This window comes from Kribbella sp. NPDC104740, from assembly GCF_055583505.1.
Genome location: NZ_JBVJNV010000005.1, coordinates 510,472 through 527,427 on the forward strand (window position 1 = coordinate 510,472; position 16,956 = coordinate 527,427).

Sequence of the window (16,956 nt, forward strand, 5' to 3'; positions counted from 1 at the left end):
CCAACCTGTGCACAGGGGTGAGCGGGGTTTCCCACAGGTCTTGCACAGCCCCTGTGGACACTCGGCTACCGGGTCGCGGTGCTTCCGGCGTACCGTCGCGTGACCGGCGCCGTCCGCCCGACTCGGGGGCTTGGGTGGCTCGGGCAAAACTGTCGGCGACGCCGGATACGGTTCGATCACGTGTTCGACCCGTTGGGCGGGTCGGTGGGCGGACGATGGAGGTCGGGCGAAGTGAGCGTTGCGGAGTTCCGCGGGGGGCAGGACGGCGGGAACGAGGAACGCAACCCGGCGATGGGCTTCGACCGGACACCGCCGCAGGACCTGGCCGCCGAGCAGTGCGTGCTCGGCGCGATGATGCTCAGCAAGGACGCGATCGCCGACTGCATCGAGACCGTCCGCGGGACGGACTTCTACCGCCCGGCGCACGAGTCGGTCTACGACGCGATCACCGACCTGTACGCCCGTGGTGAGCCGGCCGACGCGATCACCGTCGCGGCCGAGCTGACCAAGCGCGGCGAGATGGCCCGGATCGGCGGTGCGCCGTACGTGCACACCCTGGTCGCCTCGGTGCCGCTGGCCGCGAACGCGAGCTACTACGCGCACATCGTCCGGGAGAAAGCGATCCTGCGCCGCCTGGTCGAGGCCGGCACCAAGATCGTCCAGCTCGGGTACGCCGGCGAGGGTGAGGTCGACGACGTCGTCGACGAGGCCCAGGCCGAGATCTACCAGGTCACCGAGAAGCGGACCACCGAGGACTACGCGCCGCTGAAGGACATCATGGAGGGCGCCCTCGACGAGATCGAGGCGATCGACTCCCGCGGTGACGCGATGGTCGGCGTCCCGACCGGCTTCACCGACCTCGACGAGCTCACCAACGGGCTGCACCCGGGCCAGATGATCATCGTCGCCGCGCGTCCCGCGATGGGCAAGGCGCTCGCGCTGGACACCCCGCTGCCGACGCCGTCCGGCTGGACGACGATGGGCGAGGTCGCGACCGGTGACGTGCTGCTCGACGCCGACGGCCTGCCGACCCGCGTGGTCGCCGCGACCGAGGTGCTCGAGGACCGGCCGTGCTACCGGCTGACCTTCAGCGACGGCACGACGATCGTCGCCGACGCCGAGCACCAGTGGGTCGTCGAGGACGGCGGCCAGCCGGTCGTCTGCACGACGCTCGACCTGCACAGCGCGATGTCGGCGTACGAGGGGTTCACTCCGGCCGTGCCGAAGTCGGCGCCGCGGGAGATCGACGGGCACGGCGTGACCACCGGCGTGCTCGGCGAGCCCGACCGCCGGATCGAGCGCGTCGAGCCGGTCGCGTCGGTGCCGGTCCGCTGCGTCGAGGTGGACAACGCCGACCACCTCTACCTGGCCGGCAAGACAATGGTCCCGACCCACAACTCCACGCTCGGGCTGGACTTCGCCCGCTCCGCGTCGATCAAGCACGGCCTGACCTCGTGCATCTTCTCGCTGGAGATGAGCCGCAACGAGATCACCATGCGTCTGCTCTCGGCCGAGGCGAAGGTCCCGCTGCACCACATGCGCAACGGCAAGATGACCGACGAGGACTGGGCCCGGCTGGCCCGCAAGATGGGCGAGGTCTCCGAGGCCCCGCTGTTCATCGACGACTCACCGAACCTGACCATGATGGAGATCCGCGCCAAGGCCCGCCGCCTCAAGCAGCGGCACGACCTGCGCCTGATCGTGATCGATTACCTCCAGCTGATGACGTCGGGCAAGAAGGTCGAGTCCCGCCAGCTCGAGGTCTCGGAGTTCTCCCGCTCGATCAAACTGCTGGCCAAGGAGCTCGAGCTCCCCGTCGTCGCCATCTGCCAGCTCAACCGAGGCTCCGAGCAGCGCTCCGACAAACGCCCGATGGCCTCCGACCTCCGCGAGTCAGGCTCCCTGGAGCAGGACGCCGACGTGGTCCTCCTGCTGCACCGCGAGGACGCCTACGAACGCGAGTCCACCCGCCCCGGCGAAGCCGACTTCATCGTCGCCAAACACCGCAACGGCCCCACCGCCGACGTCGTCGTCGCCTTCCAGGGCCACTACTCCCGCTTCGTCGACATGGCCCACGACGGCTGAGTCGGTCACTCTGCGGGAAGGCAGCGACTGATCAGGCGCTGCCCAGATCGTCGAGAAGTGACAGCTGGTTCGGATCCGGCTCGTGGTGATTGAGCGAGAATCCGGGTCCCGATCTGTCGGCACGCCGCCAGGACACCTCGTCGACGCTGAACGAGAAGTCGCCTCCGAACAGAACAGCGAGCCGGACGATCATCCGGATTTCGCCGTTGACCAGGACGCGGCGGAAGGCGTTGGTGTCCGAGATCTCCCAACCCGGCTCGGGCTCGACGCCCTCAGGGAACTCGGCAGTGAACGTGACGACCTGATCGAGGTCGTAGTGCACCAGGGCCAGTCCTCCAGGGCCGTGAGTGGCGTCGGCACGCACGAAGTCCCCGCCCCATTCGACCTCGACGATGTCGAGTGCGTAGGGAGGCCACTGCAGGCCGAGTTCTTCGACAGAGGGAAAGAGATCGGTCTGCAGATCGGACTGCAGGAGATAGTCGTAGAACTCGCTGTCCCTGCTGTTCGCGACGCCGTCCGCCAGTGACTCGACCTCCCAAGGCAGCTGCGCGGTCAGCCATGGCCCGAAGTCACGCACCAGCTCCACTGAACCAGAAAGCTGATTGATTTCCGCTTGAAGCGCGTCCGCCAACCTGCCGTCCTTACCGGCGAAGCCTTTGTCTGCTGTCACAAGCGCGACATCGTGACCGGTGCGAGCGAGGCTGTGGACATCAGCCCACACGAGGGAATCGCGATAGCCGCCGCCGGCAGCGTCGAACGGGGGTCGTCGGTCCACGGCCCGGCGGACGAGTTCTTGGTGTGGGACGGTAGGCCACGGCAGGACAGTGAATCCGAGTCGTTCGTCGAAGCGCTCTGCGAGGTATGCACGGTAGTCGAAATCACTCTCCACGGCCGATGGCGTATCAAGTCCCAGCCGTGCGTACTTTCGAGAAACTCTCTTGAACTCGGTTCGCACTTCATCGGTCACGCGCTGGTGGTTGGCCACGACCTCCTCGAAGACCACGGCCGGTACGTACACGCTCATCCAGTCAGGGGGCATGTGCTCGAGGAGTTGGTACTTGAGGCCGGTGCAGAGCCAGTCGCTCGAGAGTTCATTCGCGTCGAGAACCACCGTCTTCATCCTGTCGATCCTATGAGCCGCGATCGATCGTCGGCGCGTCGCAGTTCGTCGACATGGCCCGCGACGGTTAGTCGCGGGGCCAGCTGTGGGCTGAGATCGACTCCTGGGCGAGCAGTCTGAGGGAGGCGATCAGGGTTTCGCCGAGGATGGTGCCGATGACGACCGACTCGGCGATCTGGTCGGGGTCGGTGCGGGCGGTGACCGAGGCGACCTCGAGGGCGGTGAACTTCTCGACGGCGTCGGCGTAGGCGTCGAGGTAGTCGGCGAGGTGGTTCTGGTCGAGGGTCCGGAGGGCGGCGACGGTCTCGATCAGGGTGGTGAGGGCGGGGGCGTCGGGTTCGACCTGCCAGCCGCGGCGGGCGATCAGGTCGCCGACCTGGACGGTGGCCGCGGTGCGGGCCTCGGTGTTCGCCGAGGCGGGGCGGGTCGGGGTGATCGCGCGGTGGGCGCGGCCGATCTGGTCGTGCAGCGGGAGGTCGTCGGAGTCGAGGCCCTCCAGGATGTCCTTCACACGGGCGACCGGGACCTGGCCGAGGTCGATCAGGGCGCGGATCAGGCGGAGCCGGCGCAGGTGCGTCTCGCCGTACGACGCCTGGTTCGGGCTGGTCAGCTCGCCGGCGGGGAGCAGGCCCTCGCGCAGGTAGTACTTGATCGTCGGCACCGGGACGCTCGACTGCCGGCTCAGTTCTGCGATCCGCATATTCACCTTGTCTTCCCTTGACCTGTGATGGATAGTAGCAGTATCCATTAACGGATAGTCCGACTATCCATACTGAGGAGAGAAGATGCTGATCGTCGCCGTGCTCGTCCTCGCGACGCTGGTGTTCCGCGGGCTCGGCGCGCTCGGCGTCCGCCGGTTCGCGCGCTGGCCGATCGCCGCCGCGCACGGGCTGGCGGTGATGCTGGTGCTGACCGCGAGCGCGCACTTCGTCCCGGCGAGCGTCACCGTGATGCCCAACCACGCCGACCTGGTCCGGATCGTGCCGCCCTTCGTCCCGTACGCCGACGCGATGGTCTACCTGACCGGCGTACTGGAGCTGCTCGGCGCGCTCGGCCTGGTCGTCACCGCGACCCGCCGGGCGGCCGGTTGGTCGCTCGCCGCGCTGTTCGTGGCGTTGCTGCCGGCCAACGTCTACGAGGCCGTCGAGCAGATCTCGTTCAGCACCGGGGAGACCGCGACACCGTTGTGGCAGCGCATCCCCGAGCAGATCCTGTACATCGCGGTCGCCGTCTGGGCGGCCCGTTCGACCCGTACGCCGAGCGCCGCGCCGCAGCGCGACCTCGTCCACCACTGAAGGAGCACGTCAGATGTCCGATCCCTCCCGGATGATCGCCGGAGTCATCCTGCTGACCATCGTCACGATCGAGTTCGGCGGCTGGTTCCTGACCAAGATCGCCCGCGGCCAGATCCCGATGACCGACTTCCAGAAGGCGTTCGCGCGCGCCGGGCATGCGCACGCCGGGGTGCTGGTGATCCTCAGCCTGGTCGGTCTCCTGTACGTCGACCAGACGGGCCTGAGCGGTTTCTGGCTGTGGGTCGGCCGGCTCGCGCTGCCGATCGCGGCGATCCTGATGTCCGGCGGGTTCTTCGCGTCGTCGGCCGGCAAGAACGTCAACCAGCCGAACAAGTTCATCGCGATCCTGTGGGTGGGCGCCGCCGCACTCGCCGTCGGCGCGCTGACCCTCGGGATCGGCCTGCTCACCGCCTAGCTCGACGACAACCGGGCGCCGACCGACTGGATGATCGCCGCCGTCTCCGGCGGCGCCTCCAGCGTGAAGTCGGCGCCCAGGGCAACCACCCCGGCGACGTACTGGATCAGCAACTGCGCCGAGTCGGCGCTCAGCGTCAGCACGCACGACTCCGGCCCGGTCGGTACGACGGTCCCCGGCAGCCACCACCCGTAGAAACCTTCCCGCACCGCCTCCTCCGACAGCTCGACTCGTAGCACCGCCGAGTGCCGGTACGACGCCGCCGCGAACGACTCCGACAAGTACGCCGCGGCGTCGGCCGCCGGGATCTCCCGCCGCACGAACCGGTGCCGGCTCGTCCGGACCTCGCTGATCCGGTCGACCCGGAAGCTGCGCCAGTCGTCCCGGTCGGGGTCGAAGGCGAGCAGGTACCAGGTTCCGACCAGCGCGACCAGGTGGTGCGGCTCGACCCGCCGGCTGGTCTTCGCGCCGTGCCGCGACTCGTAGTCGAAGGCAACGATCTCCAGGTCCCGGCAGCAGGCCGCGAGCACCGCGAGCAGCCCGGGATCGACCTGCGGCAGGTCGGCCCGCGCGACCACCGACGCCGCGCCGACCGCCGCGACCTGTGGACGAAGCCGCGGCGGCAGCACCTGCGACAGCTTCGCCAGCGCGCTCATCGAGCTGTCGTACATCCCGGTCACCCCGCCGCTGCCCGCGCTCGCGAGCCCGACCGCGACCGCGACGGCCTCGTCGTCGGACAGCGTCAGCGGCGGCATCGCCTTGCCCGAGACCAGGCGGTAGCCGCCGGCGGTTCCCGTCGTACCGACGACCGGGTAGTCGAGCGCGCGCAGCCGGTCGACGTCGCGGCGGACGGTCCGGCTGGTCACGCCCAGCCGCTCGGCGAGCTCGGCGCCGGACCACTCCCGGCGCGACTGCAGCAGCGAGAGCAGCCGCAGCAGCCGTCCGGGCAGGTCGTTCATATCCACAAAGATATCCACAGGTTGAGGACAAGTCCTGTCCTCAAGCCGTTTTACGCTCAGCGGCATGGAGATTTGGACCCCCGACAGCAGCGGCTACGACGACCAGCGCACCGGCTTCCAGCGCCGCGACCCGCACCGCCCGGCGCGGATCTTCGGCGCGACCAGCGCGGCCGACATCCAGGAGGCGGTCCGCTACGCCCGCGACCACGGGCTGCGGCTCGCGGTCCAGGCGAGCGGCCACGGCCACACCACGCCGACCGACGGCGTCCTGCTCACGACCAGCGGCTTCGCCGGCGTGACGGTCGACCCGGAGCGGCGGTCGGCGACGATCCAGGCGGGCGCGACCTGGCAGCAGGTCGTCGCCGCCAGTACGCCGTACGGGCTGGCGCCGCTGTCCGGCAGCTCCCCCGGCGTCGGCGCGGTCTCGTACACGCTCGGCGGCGGCCTCGGCCTGATGGCCCGCAAACACGGCTTCGCCGCCGACCACGTCCGCCGGATCGACATCGTGACGCCCGACGGCGAGCTGCGCTCGCTCACCCCGACCGGGCCGGGCTCGGTTTCCGCCGCCGACGCGGAACTCTTCTGGGCACTGCGCGGTGGCGGCGGCAACTTCGGCATCGTCACCGAGCTGGAGATCGACCTGTTCGAGGTCGCGACCGTGTCCGGCGGCAGCCTGTACTACGACCTCGCCACGACGCCCGGCGTCCTGGAGACCTGGCGCGAGTGGACCGCGACCGTCCCCGAAGAGGTCACCTCAGCAGTCGGCGTACTGGTCCTCCCGGACATCCCAGCAGTCCCGGAGCCACTCCGCGGCAAGCACATCGCGCAGCTCCAGCTCTGCATCCTCAAAGACCTCGAGACGGCCGAAGACTTGATCGCCCCACTCCGCGCCCTCGGCGAGCCGGTGATGGACACCTTCGCCGACCTCCCGTACGCCGACACCGCCCGCATCTTCGCCGAGCCCGAGCAGCCGCACGGCTACCGCGCCCAGAACGCCCTGCTCGCCGCCCTCGACCCGACCGCCCTCGCCACGATCCCCAAGCTGGCCGGCCCCGAAGCCCCCGCGATGTGCGTCGTCGGCATCCGCCACCTCGGCGGCGCACTCTCCCGCGAGCCCGCCATCCCGAACGCCGTCGGCCACCGCGACGCCCAGTACGCCCTGACCGTCCTCTCACCCGGCGACCAGGACTTCACCGAGCTCCACCGCACCATCCTGGAGCCCTGGACACCGATCGGCCGCCAACTCAACTTCAGCCTCGGCCCCCTCACCGCAGACGAGGTCGCCGAGGCCTACGAACCGGAAACGCTGCAGCGCCTCAAGAACCTCCGCGCCCAGCTCGACCCAACCGGGCTGCTCCACCCGAACCACGCGATCTGAGCAGTTCGCCGATCAGCGCCGTCTTCCCCTCGCCGTAGGCGGCGCGATCGGTGGTCAGCAGCGAAGCCAACTCCAGCTTGCGCTCGGCGTACCGCGCCCGCGCGACCGCGTCCTCCCGCAGCAGATCGCGCAGGCCGACGTGATCCCGGTGCGCTTGGTTGCCCTCGACCACGACGTACAGATGGTGGTAGCGCACCACCTCAGCAGGCAGCTCGAACGCCTCCCGCCCGCTGATCCCGAGGTCGCCCCGGTGCCAGTAGCCACCCCCGCCCAGCGCAGCAACCGCCGCCGGCACTTGATCGGCCGACGGCACGACCACGTCCAGATCGATGATCGGCTTGGCGGCGAGGCCCGGCACGGCCGTGCTCCCGACGTGCTCGACCACATGCGGTACGCCGACGAGCAGCGGCTCGAGCCCGGCCCGGAGCTCGTCGAACCACCGCGGCCAGCGCTCGTCGTACGCGACGACCTCGGCGGGAGCGATCACAGTGCCGCGGTCACGTCGATCTCTACGAGTTGTCCCGGGAAGCCGAGCTGCGCGACGCCGAGCAGCGTGCTGGCGGTTGTGAACGCCGGAGCCAGCGACGACTCGTTGAGCTGCGTCCACACCGCGGCCAACTGATCGCGGTCGGGGCTGGCGACGTAGATGACCGTGCGGACGACGTCCTCCGGCCGGGCGCCGGCCGACTCGAGCGCCGTCAGGATGTTGTCGATGACCTGCGCGGTCTGGCCGGCGAGGCCGCCCTCCGCGAGCGCGCCGTCGGGGGCGAGCGGGCACTGCCCGGCGAGGAAGACGAGGCGCGACGCCTCGACGGTGGTCACGTGGTGGTAGCCGGGGGTCGGGTGCAGGCCTGCGGGATTGCTGCGCTCGATGGTCACCAGGTCAGCCAAGGCCACCGAGCCTGGGCGGGTCAATAGAATTAGCCGATGGCCAACGAGCTGGGCGAGTTCCTCCGCGTACGCCGGTCGCAGGTCGAGCCGGCGGACGTCGGGCTGCCCGTGTACGGCGTACGCCGGGTCGCCGGGCTCCGCCGCGAGGAGGTCGCCGTGCTCGCCGGCGTCAGCGCCGACTACTACACGCGGCTCGAACAGGGCCGCGAGCGCAGCCCGTCGGGGCAGGTCGTCGAGGCGATCGCCCGGGCGCTGCAGTTCTCCGACGACGCCCGCCTGCACGCGTACCGGCTGGCGGGACTGTTGCCGACGTCAACGGAGGCGCAGGACGAGGTCGACCCCGCGCTGCGGCAGCTGATGGACGCGTTCCCGACCGCCGTCGCCTACATCGTCAACCGGCGCCTGGAGGTGCTCGCCTCGAACGACCTGGCCGAGGCGCTGCTCGCGCCGCTGGTCGACCGGCGGAACATGCTGCACAGCCTGTTCCACGACCCGGCCGCGCGCGAGCTGTTCGCCGACTGGCCGAAGGTCGCGCGGGACTCGGTCGAGGCGCTCCGGCTGGCCAGTGCCGAGGACGCCGGGGTGCGCGCGGTCGTCGACGGACTACTTGCCTCTAGCAAGGAGTTCGAGCAGCTCTGGAGCGACCACGGCGTCAGCAGCCTCGGCGCCAAGGCCAAGACCTTCGAGCATCCCGACCTCGGCCGGATCACGCTGACCTACCAGACCTTCGACGTCCAGCACGCGCCCGGCCAGTTCCTCCTGGTCGGGACGGCGGCCGCGGGCAGCAAGGACGCCGACTCGCTCGCGCTGCTCGGCTCGCTTCACGCGGCGAAGCGGCGGACGTAACGCTTCTGCCAGGGTGTCTCGACGGCGTGCGCGGAGTAGTTCGCGCGCACGTACGCGACAGCCTGGTCCGATGGCAGCCCGTCCAGGATCGTCAAGCAGGCAAGGGCTGTCCCGGTCCGGCCGCGCCCACCGCCGCAGGCGAACTCGACGCGCTCGCCGCGACGCACCCGCTCCAGCGCATCCACGAAAACCTCGCGTGCCTCAGCACGATCAGCAGGCAGCCGGAAGTCCGGCCAGCGCAGCCACCGGCTCTCCCACTCCACCGCCGGCGGCTCCTTGCCGAGCAGATACACCCCGTACGTCGGCTCAACCGCCGGCATCGGGTTCCGCAGCCCGCGCCCACGCACCAGCTGCCCTGACGGCAGCCGCAGCACCCCGTCGTCCTCCGCGTCCCAGGTCATCGGCCAAGCCTAGAGCCACCACGGCCCCGGGCGGAGTTCCGCTCGGGGCCGAGTGGCGTAGTACGTGTCGAGCCGTTAGGCCGTACTACGGGCTGGTGGAGGTCGAACCTCAGGCAGTCAACCGCTGCTCAGTCGTGCTGGAGAACAAGTGCAGCTTGCCGGGCTCCGGCGCGAGATGCACCAGCGATCCCTGCTCCGCCCGAGTCCGCGTCCCGACCCGCGCGATGATGTGCTGCTGCGTCGAGGTGTGCTCCGCGTTCCCGTACATGTACGCGTCCGACCCGAGCTCCTCGATCACCGACACGCGCACCGGCAGACCCTCGTCGGCGATGTGGAACGCCTCCGGCCGAATCCCCAGCGTCAGTGTCTTGTCGTCACCGGCCTTGGCCAGCAGCGCCCGCTCGATCGGGACCACGAAGTCGCCGATCTTCGCACCGCCGTCGACGATCTCCGCGTCGATCAGATTCATCGCCGGGGAGCCCATGAAGCCCGCGACGAACAGGTTCTTCGGGGCGTCGTACAGGTTCAGCGGGGTGTCGACCTGCTGCAGGACGCCGTCCTTGAGGACCGCGACCCGGTCGCCCATCGTCATCGCCTCGATCTGGTCGTGGGTGACGTAGACCGTGGTGACGCCGAGGCGGTGCTGCAGCTCGGCGATCTGCGTACGGGTCTGGACGCGGAGCTTGGCGTCGAGGTTCGACAGCGGCTCGTCCATCAGGAAGACCTGGGGGTTGCGGACGATCGCGCGGCCCATCGCGACGCGCTGGCGCTGACCACCCGACAGGGCCTTCGGCTTCCGGTCGAGGTACTCCTCGAGACCGAGCAGCTTGGCCGCTTCCTGGACGCGCTTGGCGCGGTCGTCCTTGTGGATGCCCTGCATCTTGAGCGCGAAGCCCATGTTGTCCGCGACCGTCATGTGCGGGTACAGCGCGTAGTTCTGGAACACCATCGCGATGTCGCGTTCCTTCGGCGGCCGGTCGGTGACGTCGCGGTCGCCGATGTAGATCGACCCGTCGTTCACCTCTTCCAGTCCGGCCAGCATCCGCAGCGCGGTCGACTTGCCGGAGCCGGACGGGCCGACCAGGACCATGAACTCGCCGTCCTCGATCTCGAGATCGAGCTTGTCCACAGCCGGGGCGTCGGTGCCGGGGTAGACCCGGGTCGCGCCCTTGAACGAGACAGTGGCCATCGTGCACTTCCTTTCCTTCGCCGGCAGGAACGTGCCGGACGATCCGTAGCAAAGGCCCCCAGGATTTCGGGTGTCTTATTGATGCATCATCAATGCATCAGACCACAACACCCACAGGTCTGCCGGCATTCCGCTAGTACGCCGTACCGGCCGGGCGAACACTGTCCGCCATCAGATCGAGCAGCGCCGCCACCGCACGACTCGGTGGCCGGCCACTCAGTGTGATCGCGGACAGCGTCCAGCTCAGCTCGATCCCGGTCAGCGGGAGGCGCGTGATCCCGGGGTGCTCCGGCCCGAGATCCGGTACGACGGCCACCCCGAGCCCCGCGCGGACGTACTCCGGAACGGTCGTCAGGTCCGGCACCTCGACCTGCACCCGCCGCGGCATCCCGGCCGCGTCGAACGCCCGGTCCACGTTGGTCCGGTTCCCGAACCCGGGCAGCATGTCGACGAACCGCTCACCCTTCAGATCCTCCAGCCGTACGCCGGTCCGCCCGGCCAGCCGGTGCGTCGCCGGGACCATCACCACGAACCGGACGCTCGCCAGCTCGCGCGGCTCCAGGCCGACCAGGTCCTCACGGTTCGACCCGACCAGCGCCAGGTCGAGCCGGCCACGGCGTACGTCGTCGGCCAGGCCTGTCGAGCCGGTCTGGGAGGTGGTCACCTGGACGTCGACCAGCGGGTAGCGCTGGTAGAAGGCGCCGAGCAGGTCGGGCAGGTCGACGAGCCCGAGCCGGGTCATCGTGCCGATCCGGACGCTGCCGCGCAGCCCGGTCGACGCCTCCTCGACGACCGCGCGCGCCCGGTCGAGCGCTTCCAGCGCGGCCTTCGCCTCGGGCAGCAGCGCCTGGCCGGCGGGGGAGAGGCTGACGCGGCGGGTCGAGCGGTCGAAAAGGGTGGTCTTCAGATCGGTCTCCAGGCCGCGGATCGCCGCCGAGACCGTCGACTGGACGGTGAACAGCCGCTGGGCCGCCCGGGTGAAGCTCAGCTCCTCGGCGACGGCGACGAAGTACTCGAGCTGGCGGGAGTCCATCCATGAATTATCGCCAAGAGCGATAAGACACTGCAAGAACTTTCGTTTGATTCGATAGATCAGCGGGGTGAACCTGAAGACATGACAACTCTTGCCGGACCCGGGGCGGTCGACGCCGTCGGGACGAAGGTCCGTTTCGCCCACGGTCCGGGGTTCTGGACGATCGCCGCCGCCTTCCTCACCACGATGGCGTTCTCCACCGTGCCGACCCCGCTCTACGCGCTCTACCAGCAGCGCGACGGCTTCCCGACGTTCCTGATCACGGTGATCTTCGCGGCGTACGCCGTCGGCGTGATGGCCAGCCTGTACCTGGCCGGGCACGTCAGCGACTGGCTCGGCCGCCGCCGGGTCGCGCTGGTCGCGGTGCTCGCCGAGGTGGTGGCGGCGCTGATCTTCCTGTTCTGGCCGGAGGTCCCTGGGCTGCTGGTCGCACGCTTCATCTCCGGCGTCGGCGTCGGCATCCTGACCGCGACAGCCACCGCGCACCTGTCCGAGCTGCGCCGCATCGCGCGGCCCGACGAGGACCCCGGGCGCTCGGCGCTCATCTCCAGCATGGTGAACCTCGGCGGCCTCGCCTTCGGCCCGCTGGTCGGCGGCCTGCTCGCCCAGTACGTCGGCCACCCGCTGCAGCGCCCGTACGAGATGTTCCTGGTGCTGCTGGTGGTCAGCGCGCTCGGGATCGCCCTGGTCCCCGAGACGGTCGAGCGGCGCGAGACGCGTCCGGCGTACCGGCCGCAGCGGGTCGCCCTGCCGGCGGCCGCGAAGCCGCTGTTCTTCGCCACCGCGATCGGCGCCTTCGCCGCCTTCGCCATCTTCGGCCTGTTCACGTCGCTGGCCCCGACATTCCTCGCCGGCACCCTCCACCACACCTCGCGGCTGCTGGCCGGTGTCGTCACCTTCGCCGTCTTCATCGCCGGAGCCGCCAGCCAGGTCGTCTTCGTCCAGCTAACGCGCACCCGGCAGCTCCAGCTGGGCCTGGCCTTCATGTCCGCCGGCCTGATCGCCATCGCCACCGGCGGCGTGCTCCCCAGCCTCGGGCTGTTCGTCACCGGCGGCATCATCGCGGGCGCCGGCGTCGGCCTGGTCTTCCGAGCCGCCGTAGCCACCGCCGCGGGTCTAGCGGATGCCGGCTCCCGAGGTGAAGTCCTGGCGGCGTTGTTCCTGATCGCCTACGCGGGTCTTGCGGTTCCCGTCCTGGCCATCGGCTTGGGGATCGCAGTACTACCGGCCCAACTGGCGCTGGTCTTGTTCGCCGCCATCATCCTCGTGATGGTGAACGCCGCAGGAATCCGCATGCTGTCCGCCCACCGCCGCTAGTAGCGTGCCCCGCATGGGTGACTACGTTTCCGTCGGCGACCTGACCGCTTACCTCTCCACCGGACGCTCCAACGGCCCCGGCCTGCTGCTCCTCCCGATGATCACCGGGATCGGCCAGCAGATCCGCGACTGGGCCGACGAGCTCGGTGAGCGCGGGATCACCGCGCTGACCTGGGACCCGTTCCACGGCCGCAGTACCGACGACTCCACCGTCGACGAACTCCACGAACTGCTCCTGCAGATGGACGACGACGCGGCGCTCGCCGAGCAGACCCAACTCCTGGACCACCTGCTCGGCGAGCTCGGCGCCGCGAAGGCCGGCGTGATCGGCTGGTGCCTCGGCGGACGGTTCGCGATCCTGCTCGCCGCCCGCGACCACCGGCTGGCGAGCGTCACCGCGTTCCACCCGACCGTCCCGTCCGAGCTGCGACCGAACCAGACGTACGACGCGATCGCCGACGCCGCCGCGATCACCGCGCCGGTGCTCGTCTCCTATCCGGGCGCGGACGCCGCCGTACCGGTCGCCGACTTCGAGGCCCTGCAGACCTCGCTCCAGACGCGCCCGACCGGCGCGACGCTCGTGCTCGTCCACCCGGGCGCCGACCACGGCTTCACCAACCGCGACCGCCACGACAAGGCCGTCAACGCCGATGCCTACCAGCTCGCCTGGCCGCAGGCGCTCACCTTCATCGAGACCACGGGAAGTTAAGCAGCAGTGGACGCCCGCCGGTGGGCGGTCGGATTCGTTCCGCGCAACCGCTTGAACGCGACCGACAGCGCGAACGCGTTCGCATATCCCACCCGGCGGGCGATCGACTCGACCGTGTGGTTGGTCTCCCGCAGCAGATCAGCCGCCAGCGTGATCCTCCACCCGGTCAGATAAGCCATCGGCGCCTCCCCGACCAGCGCAGTGAACCGCCGAGCCAAACTGGCCCGCGACACCCCGGTCCGATCCGCCAGCTCCACCACCGACCAGGCATGCGCTGGATCCTCGTGCAGCAACCGCAACGCCAACCCCACGACAGGATCCGCTTGCGCCGAGTACCACCCCGGCGCATGCGACTCAGGCCGCGCGAACCAGGCCCGCAACGTAGTGATCAACGCCAGATCCAGCCACCGATCCAGCACACTCTGCTGCCCCGGCTCGTCGCGCTGGATCTCCCCGAGCACCATCTCCATCACCGGCCCGACCACATCCTCGGCCGGTACGACGAGCACCGGCGGCAGCGCCGCCAGCAGCCGCCGACTGACGTCCCCCTCCAGCTGATAGGTGCCGCTGACAACCATCGCCTCGCCCTCGGGTCGCCCGCCGTACGTCCGGACGCCGAGCCGCGCGCTGTAGTCGATCGGTGCCCCAGGCAACGGTTCGCAGATTCCGCCCGGATGGATCCGCAGCTGCGGCTCGGTCGACGGCGTGTCCGCGACGACGTACGGCTCCGGCCCGCAGAGCACTGCGACGTCCCGCTCGTTCATCCGCACCGGCTCGGACCCCGGCCGCATGATCCACGCCGACCCGCGAACGAGCGTCGCCAGCGCGAGCGGCGCCTCGTCGACGATGTGCAGCCCCCACGGCGGGTCGAGCACGGTCAGGTTGAACACGCCGCCACGCGCCCGGGTGCCGGCCAGCAGGTCGTCGAGAACATCCATGCCGACCACCATAGCTGAGACGTTCAGACATCGAACTGCGCCGGACAACCATGGTTTGTCTCACCGATCCACGATTAACTCAAGCCATGACAACGACACCGATTCTGATCCTGAGTGGTACGGGCAAGACCGGCCGGCGCGTGGTGGAGCGGCTCCAGCAGCGCGACGTACCGGTCCGGCTGGCCTCGCGTTCGAGCGAGCAGCGCTTCGACTGGTACGACGAAGGCACCTGGTCCGGTGCCGCGGACGGCATCGACACGGCGTACCTGGCACCTCCGGTCGGACCGACCGGGCTCGCCCAGGCCGGGCGCTTCGTGAAGCAGGCGGCCGCCGAGGGCCTGCGCCGAGTGGTGCTGCTGTCCGGCCGCGGCGTCGGCAGCCCGGAGCGCGAGTTCGCCGTGTACGAGAGCAGCGTCGAGCTGGAGAACGCGGTCCGGGAGAGCGGCGCGGAGTGGACGATCGTGCGACCGGCCTGGTTCATGCAGGGCTTCAGCGAAGACTTCCTGCTCGAGCACGTGCTCGCCGGCGAGGTCCGCGTCTCGGCCGGCACCGGCGGCGAGGCGTGGATCGACACCAACGACGTCGGCGACGTGATGGCGACCGTGCTGCTCGACGACGCGCACAGCGGTCAGCACTACACGCTGTCCGGCCCGCGCACGCTGACGATGGACGAGGTCGCGAGCGAACTCTCCGCGGCGACCGGCCGTGACATCCGGTACGCCGACCTCGCACCGGAGCAGCACGTCGAGGAACTGGTCGGCATCGGCCTGGACCGCGAGGACGCCGAGTCGGTCCGCGACCTGTTCGCGGTGATCCGGCACCACCGGTCGGAGTACGTCTCCGACGACAGCGTCCGCGAACTGCTCGGCCGCGCCCCGCGCGACTTCTCCGACTGGGCCCGGGAGACTGCCGCGACGGGAGTCTGGTCCGCGTGACCAAGATCCTGACCCTCGCGGGCCTGCTCGGCAGTGCCCTGATGGGCGGACTGTTCTTCGCCTTCGGGACGTCCGTGATGAGCTCGCTGCAACGGCTCCCGGCCGGCCAGGGCGCCGCCGCGATGAACCTGATCAACGTCCGGATCCAGAACCCGCTGTTCCTGCTCGTCTTCTGCGGCACCGCGCTGATCTGCCTGGCGCTCCCGGTGCTCGCGCTGGTCCAGAACGCGCCCGGCAAGTGGTGGATCGTGGCCGGCTCGGCGCTCTACCTGATCGGCATCATCGTGATCAGCTTCGCGATCAACATCCCGCTGAACGACGGGCTGGCCGCCGGCACCACGGACTGGACGGCGTACCTGGCCAAGTGGAACCCTGCGAACAACCTGCGGGCCGTCGCCGGGGCGCTCAGCGTCATCGCGTTCGGTCTCGCGCTGATCAGGGCCGAGTAGGGAGTACGGATGACCGAGCAGCTGCTGCCCGTGAACGGCGTCGACCTCTGTGTCGAGACCTTCGGCGACCCGGCCGACCCGCCGGTCCTGCTGATCCACGGCGCGGCAGCCTCGATGGACTACTGGGAGACCCCGTTCTGCGAGCAGCTGGCGGCCGGGTCGCGGTTCGTGATCCGCTACGACCACCGCGACACCGGCCGCTCGGTCAGCTACCCGCCCGGCGAACCGGCGTACGAGGGGCCTGATCTGTTCAAGGACCCGGTCGGGATCCTTGATGCTCTGGGCATCGACCGGGCGCACCTGGTCGGGCTCTCGATGGGTGGCGCGATCGCGCTGCAGATCGGGCTCGACTTCCCCGACCGGGTGCGCAGCCTGACCCTCGCGTCGACCAGCCCGCTCGGCGACGACCTGCCCGGCCCGGCCGACCGGATCCGGGAGAGCTTCAGCAGCGAGGCCCCGCCGACCGACTGGTCCGACACCGAGGCCGCGCTCGACCAGCTGGTCGCCGACGAGAAGCTGTACGGCGGCACGCACCCGTACGACGAACCCGCCCGCCGCGAGCTGCTCCGCGCGATGATCGCCCGCACCACCAACCTCGCGTCGGCCGTCACCAACCACTGGGTCCTCCCCGACGACGACACCCCGCCGTCGCGGCCTCGCCTCGGCGAGCTGAAGGTCCCGGTCCTGGTCCTGCACGGCACCGAGGACCCGATGTTCCCACCCGCCCACGGCGAGGCGATGGCCCGCGAGATCCCCGGCGCCGAGCTGGTCCTGCTCCAAGGCGCCGGCCACGAACTCCCCGCGCCGGTCTGGCCGACCGCGATCCCCGCGATCCTCCGGCACACCACGGGGTAGAGAAGAACAGAGAGAAGAACAGAGAGAAGAACAGAGAGAAGAACAGAGAGAAGAACAGAGAGAAGAACAGAGAGAAGAACAGAGAGAAGAACAGAGAGAAGAACAGAGAGAAGAACAGAGAGAAGAACAGAGAGAAGAACA

Annotated in this window: 19 protein-coding genes; 10 read left to right on the top strand and 9 right to left on the bottom strand. The window is 69.7% G+C overall.

The window, feature by feature from the left end; translation table 11 throughout:
- Positions 1-231 precede the first annotated feature (231 nt).
- The gene (dnaB, locus tag ACZ6Z4_RS28015; RefSeq protein WP_465570149.1) at positions 232-2,085 is read left to right on the top strand and encodes a replicative DNA helicase; all 1,854 of its coding nucleotides are present in this window, start codon (positions 232-234) and stop codon (positions 2,083-2,085) included.
- Positions 2,086-2,116: 31 nt separating this feature from the next.
- Here dnaB and ACZ6Z4_RS28020 read toward each other — a convergent pair whose 3' ends face one another.
- On the bottom strand, positions 2,117-3,205 hold the full coding sequence (locus ACZ6Z4_RS28020) for a PIN domain-containing protein (protein ID WP_465570151.1): 1,089 nt from the start codon (positions 3,203-3,205) through the stop codon (positions 2,117-2,119).
- 67 nt (positions 3,206-3,272) lie between these two features.
- Positions 3,273-3,905: a MerR family transcriptional regulator gene (locus ACZ6Z4_RS28025; protein WP_465570153.1), complete on the bottom strand. Its 633-nt coding sequence runs from the start codon at positions 3,903-3,905 to the stop codon at positions 3,273-3,275.
- Positions 3,906-3,990: 85 nt separating this feature from the next.
- On the opposite strand from ACZ6Z4_RS28025, the gene ACZ6Z4_RS28030 reads away from it, so the two are divergent.
- Complete coding sequence (locus ACZ6Z4_RS28030; protein WP_465570155.1) at positions 3,991-4,500, top strand: DoxX family protein; 510 nt, start codon at positions 3,991-3,993, stop codon at positions 4,498-4,500.
- 13 nt (positions 4,501-4,513) lie between these two features.
- The gene (locus tag ACZ6Z4_RS28035) at positions 4,514-4,915 is read left to right on the top strand and encodes a hypothetical protein (RefSeq protein WP_465570158.1); all 402 of its coding nucleotides are present in this window, start codon (positions 4,514-4,516) and stop codon (positions 4,913-4,915) included.
- On the opposite strand, the gene ACZ6Z4_RS28040 is transcribed toward ACZ6Z4_RS28035, so the two are convergent.
- Complete coding sequence (locus ACZ6Z4_RS28040; RefSeq protein ID WP_465570160.1) at positions 4,912-5,874, bottom strand: helix-turn-helix transcriptional regulator; 963 nt, start codon at positions 5,872-5,874, stop codon at positions 4,912-4,914. The two genes, ACZ6Z4_RS28035 and ACZ6Z4_RS28040, sit on opposite strands and share 4 nt — an antisense overlap.
- A gap of 64 nt (positions 5,875-5,938) precedes the next feature.
- Between ACZ6Z4_RS28040 and ACZ6Z4_RS28045 the strand changes: the two genes are divergently transcribed.
- Positions 5,939-7,252, top strand: a complete 1,314-nt coding sequence (locus ACZ6Z4_RS28045; protein ID WP_465570162.1) for an FAD-binding oxidoreductase — start codon at positions 5,939-5,941, stop codon at positions 7,250-7,252.
- Here ACZ6Z4_RS28045 and ACZ6Z4_RS28050 read toward each other — a convergent pair.
- Both ACZ6Z4_RS28050 and ACZ6Z4_RS28055 read right to left on the bottom strand, forming a co-directional pair.
- Positions 7,191-7,739, bottom strand: coding sequence for a GrpB family protein (locus tag ACZ6Z4_RS28050; RefSeq protein WP_465570164.1), 549 nt, complete (start codon positions 7,737-7,739; stop codon positions 7,191-7,193). The two genes, ACZ6Z4_RS28045 and ACZ6Z4_RS28050, sit on opposite strands and share 62 nt — an antisense overlap.
- Entirely contained in the window at positions 7,736-8,143 is a 408-nt protein-coding gene (locus tag ACZ6Z4_RS28055; protein WP_465570166.1) for a RidA family protein, read from the bottom strand. Before ACZ6Z4_RS28055 ends, ACZ6Z4_RS28050 begins: the two co-directional genes overlap by 4 nt.
- Positions 8,144-8,179: 36 nt before the next feature.
- On the opposite strand from ACZ6Z4_RS28055, the gene ACZ6Z4_RS28060 reads away from it, so the two are divergent.
- Positions 8,180-8,989, top strand: coding sequence for a helix-turn-helix transcriptional regulator (locus ACZ6Z4_RS28060; protein ID WP_465570167.1), 810 nt, complete (start codon positions 8,180-8,182; stop codon positions 8,987-8,989).
- Here the strand turns inward: ACZ6Z4_RS28060 and ACZ6Z4_RS28065 are convergent.
- From ACZ6Z4_RS28065 to ACZ6Z4_RS28075, 3 genes are all read right to left on the bottom strand, one after another.
- Entirely contained in the window at positions 8,965-9,390 is a 426-nt protein-coding gene (locus ACZ6Z4_RS28065) for a protein-tyrosine phosphatase family protein (RefSeq protein WP_465570169.1), read from the bottom strand. The two genes, ACZ6Z4_RS28060 and ACZ6Z4_RS28065, sit on opposite strands and share 25 nt — an antisense overlap.
- A gap of 109 nt (positions 9,391-9,499) precedes the next feature.
- Positions 9,500-10,579, bottom strand: a complete 1,080-nt coding sequence (locus tag ACZ6Z4_RS28070; RefSeq protein ID WP_363670292.1) for an ABC transporter ATP-binding protein — start codon at positions 10,577-10,579, stop codon at positions 9,500-9,502.
- A gap of 133 nt (positions 10,580-10,712) precedes the next feature.
- A complete protein-coding gene (locus tag ACZ6Z4_RS28075) occupies positions 10,713-11,612 on the bottom strand; it encodes a LysR family transcriptional regulator (protein ID WP_465570171.1) in 900 nt (299 codons plus the stop codon).
- Between the two features lie 81 nt (positions 11,613-11,693).
- On the opposite strand from ACZ6Z4_RS28075, the gene ACZ6Z4_RS28080 reads away from it, so the two are divergent.
- Both ACZ6Z4_RS28080 and ACZ6Z4_RS28085 read left to right on the top strand, forming a co-directional pair.
- Positions 11,694-12,929, top strand: coding sequence for an MFS transporter (locus ACZ6Z4_RS28080; protein WP_465570174.1), 1,236 nt, complete (start codon positions 11,694-11,696; stop codon positions 12,927-12,929).
- 13 nt (positions 12,930-12,942) lie between these two features.
- Positions 12,943-13,638 carry a dienelactone hydrolase family protein gene (locus ACZ6Z4_RS28085; RefSeq protein WP_465570177.1) on the top strand — a complete coding sequence of 232 codons (696 nt, stop codon included), beginning with the start codon at positions 12,943-12,945 and terminating at the stop codon, positions 13,636-13,638.
- On the opposite strand, the gene ACZ6Z4_RS28090 is transcribed toward ACZ6Z4_RS28085, so the two are convergent.
- Entirely contained in the window at positions 13,635-14,576 is a 942-nt protein-coding gene (locus ACZ6Z4_RS28090; protein ID WP_465570179.1) for an AraC family transcriptional regulator, read from the bottom strand. The genes ACZ6Z4_RS28085 and ACZ6Z4_RS28090 overlap by 4 nt on opposite strands.
- Before the next feature lie 86 nt (positions 14,577-14,662).
- Between ACZ6Z4_RS28090 and ACZ6Z4_RS28095 the strand changes: the two genes are divergently transcribed.
- The 3 genes from ACZ6Z4_RS28095 to ACZ6Z4_RS28105 are packed head-to-tail and all read left to right on the top strand — an operon-like array spanning position 14,663 to position 16,815.
- Positions 14,663-15,511, top strand: coding sequence for an NAD(P)H-binding protein (locus tag ACZ6Z4_RS28095; protein WP_465570182.1), 849 nt, complete (start codon positions 14,663-14,665; stop codon positions 15,509-15,511).
- A complete protein-coding gene (locus tag ACZ6Z4_RS28100) occupies positions 15,508-15,960 on the top strand; it encodes an anthrone oxygenase family protein (protein ID WP_465570185.1) in 453 nt (150 codons plus the stop codon). Before ACZ6Z4_RS28095 ends, ACZ6Z4_RS28100 begins: the two co-directional genes overlap by 4 nt.
- A 9-nt stretch (positions 15,961-15,969) precedes the next feature.
- A complete protein-coding gene (locus ACZ6Z4_RS28105) occupies positions 15,970-16,815 on the top strand; it encodes an alpha/beta fold hydrolase (RefSeq protein WP_465570188.1) in 846 nt (281 codons plus the stop codon).
- Positions 16,816-16,956 lie beyond the last annotated feature (141 nt).

Coding starts and splice junctions, on each gene's coding strand:
- ACZ6Z4_RS28090 (WP_465570179.1), bottom strand. CDS start 14,576: ATGGATGTTCTCGACGACCTGCTGGCCGGCACCCGGGCGCGTGGCGGC.
- ACZ6Z4_RS28065 (WP_465570169.1), bottom strand. CDS start 9,390: ATGACCTGGGACGCGGAGGACGACGGGGTGCTGCGGCTGCCGTCAGGG.
- ACZ6Z4_RS28045 (WP_465570162.1), top strand. CDS start 5,939: ATGGAGATTTGGACCCCCGACAGCAGCGGCTACGACGACCAGCGCACC.
- ACZ6Z4_RS28075 (WP_465570171.1), bottom strand. CDS start 11,612: ATGGACTCCCGCCAGCTCGAGTACTTCGTCGCCGTCGCCGAGGAGCTG.
- ACZ6Z4_RS28070 (WP_363670292.1), bottom strand. CDS start 10,579: ATGGCCACTGTCTCGTTCAAGGGCGCGACCCGGGTCTACCCCGGCACC.
- ACZ6Z4_RS28035 (WP_465570158.1), top strand. CDS start 4,514: ATGTCCGATCCCTCCCGGATGATCGCCGGAGTCATCCTGCTGACCATC.
- ACZ6Z4_RS28020 (WP_465570151.1), bottom strand. CDS start 3,205: ATGAAGACGGTGGTTCTCGACGCGAATGAACTCTCGAGCGACTGGCTC.
- ACZ6Z4_RS28030 (WP_465570155.1), top strand. CDS start 3,991: ATGCTGATCGTCGCCGTGCTCGTCCTCGCGACGCTGGTGTTCCGCGGG.
- ACZ6Z4_RS28085 (WP_465570177.1), top strand. CDS start 12,943: ATGGGTGACTACGTTTCCGTCGGCGACCTGACCGCTTACCTCTCCACC.
- ACZ6Z4_RS28040 (WP_465570160.1), bottom strand. CDS start 5,874: ATGAACGACCTGCCCGGACGGCTGCTGCGGCTGCTCTCGCTGCTGCAG.
- ACZ6Z4_RS28105 (WP_465570188.1), top strand. CDS start 15,970: ATGACCGAGCAGCTGCTGCCCGTGAACGGCGTCGACCTCTGTGTCGAG.
- ACZ6Z4_RS28080 (WP_465570174.1), top strand. CDS start 11,694: ATGACAACTCTTGCCGGACCCGGGGCGGTCGACGCCGTCGGGACGAAG.
- ACZ6Z4_RS28060 (WP_465570167.1), top strand. CDS start 8,180: ATGGCCAACGAGCTGGGCGAGTTCCTCCGCGTACGCCGGTCGCAGGTC.
- ACZ6Z4_RS28025 (WP_465570153.1), bottom strand. CDS start 3,905: ATGCGGATCGCAGAACTGAGCCGGCAGTCGAGCGTCCCGGTGCCGACG.
- ACZ6Z4_RS28095 (WP_465570182.1), top strand. CDS start 14,663: ATGACAACGACACCGATTCTGATCCTGAGTGGTACGGGCAAGACCGGC.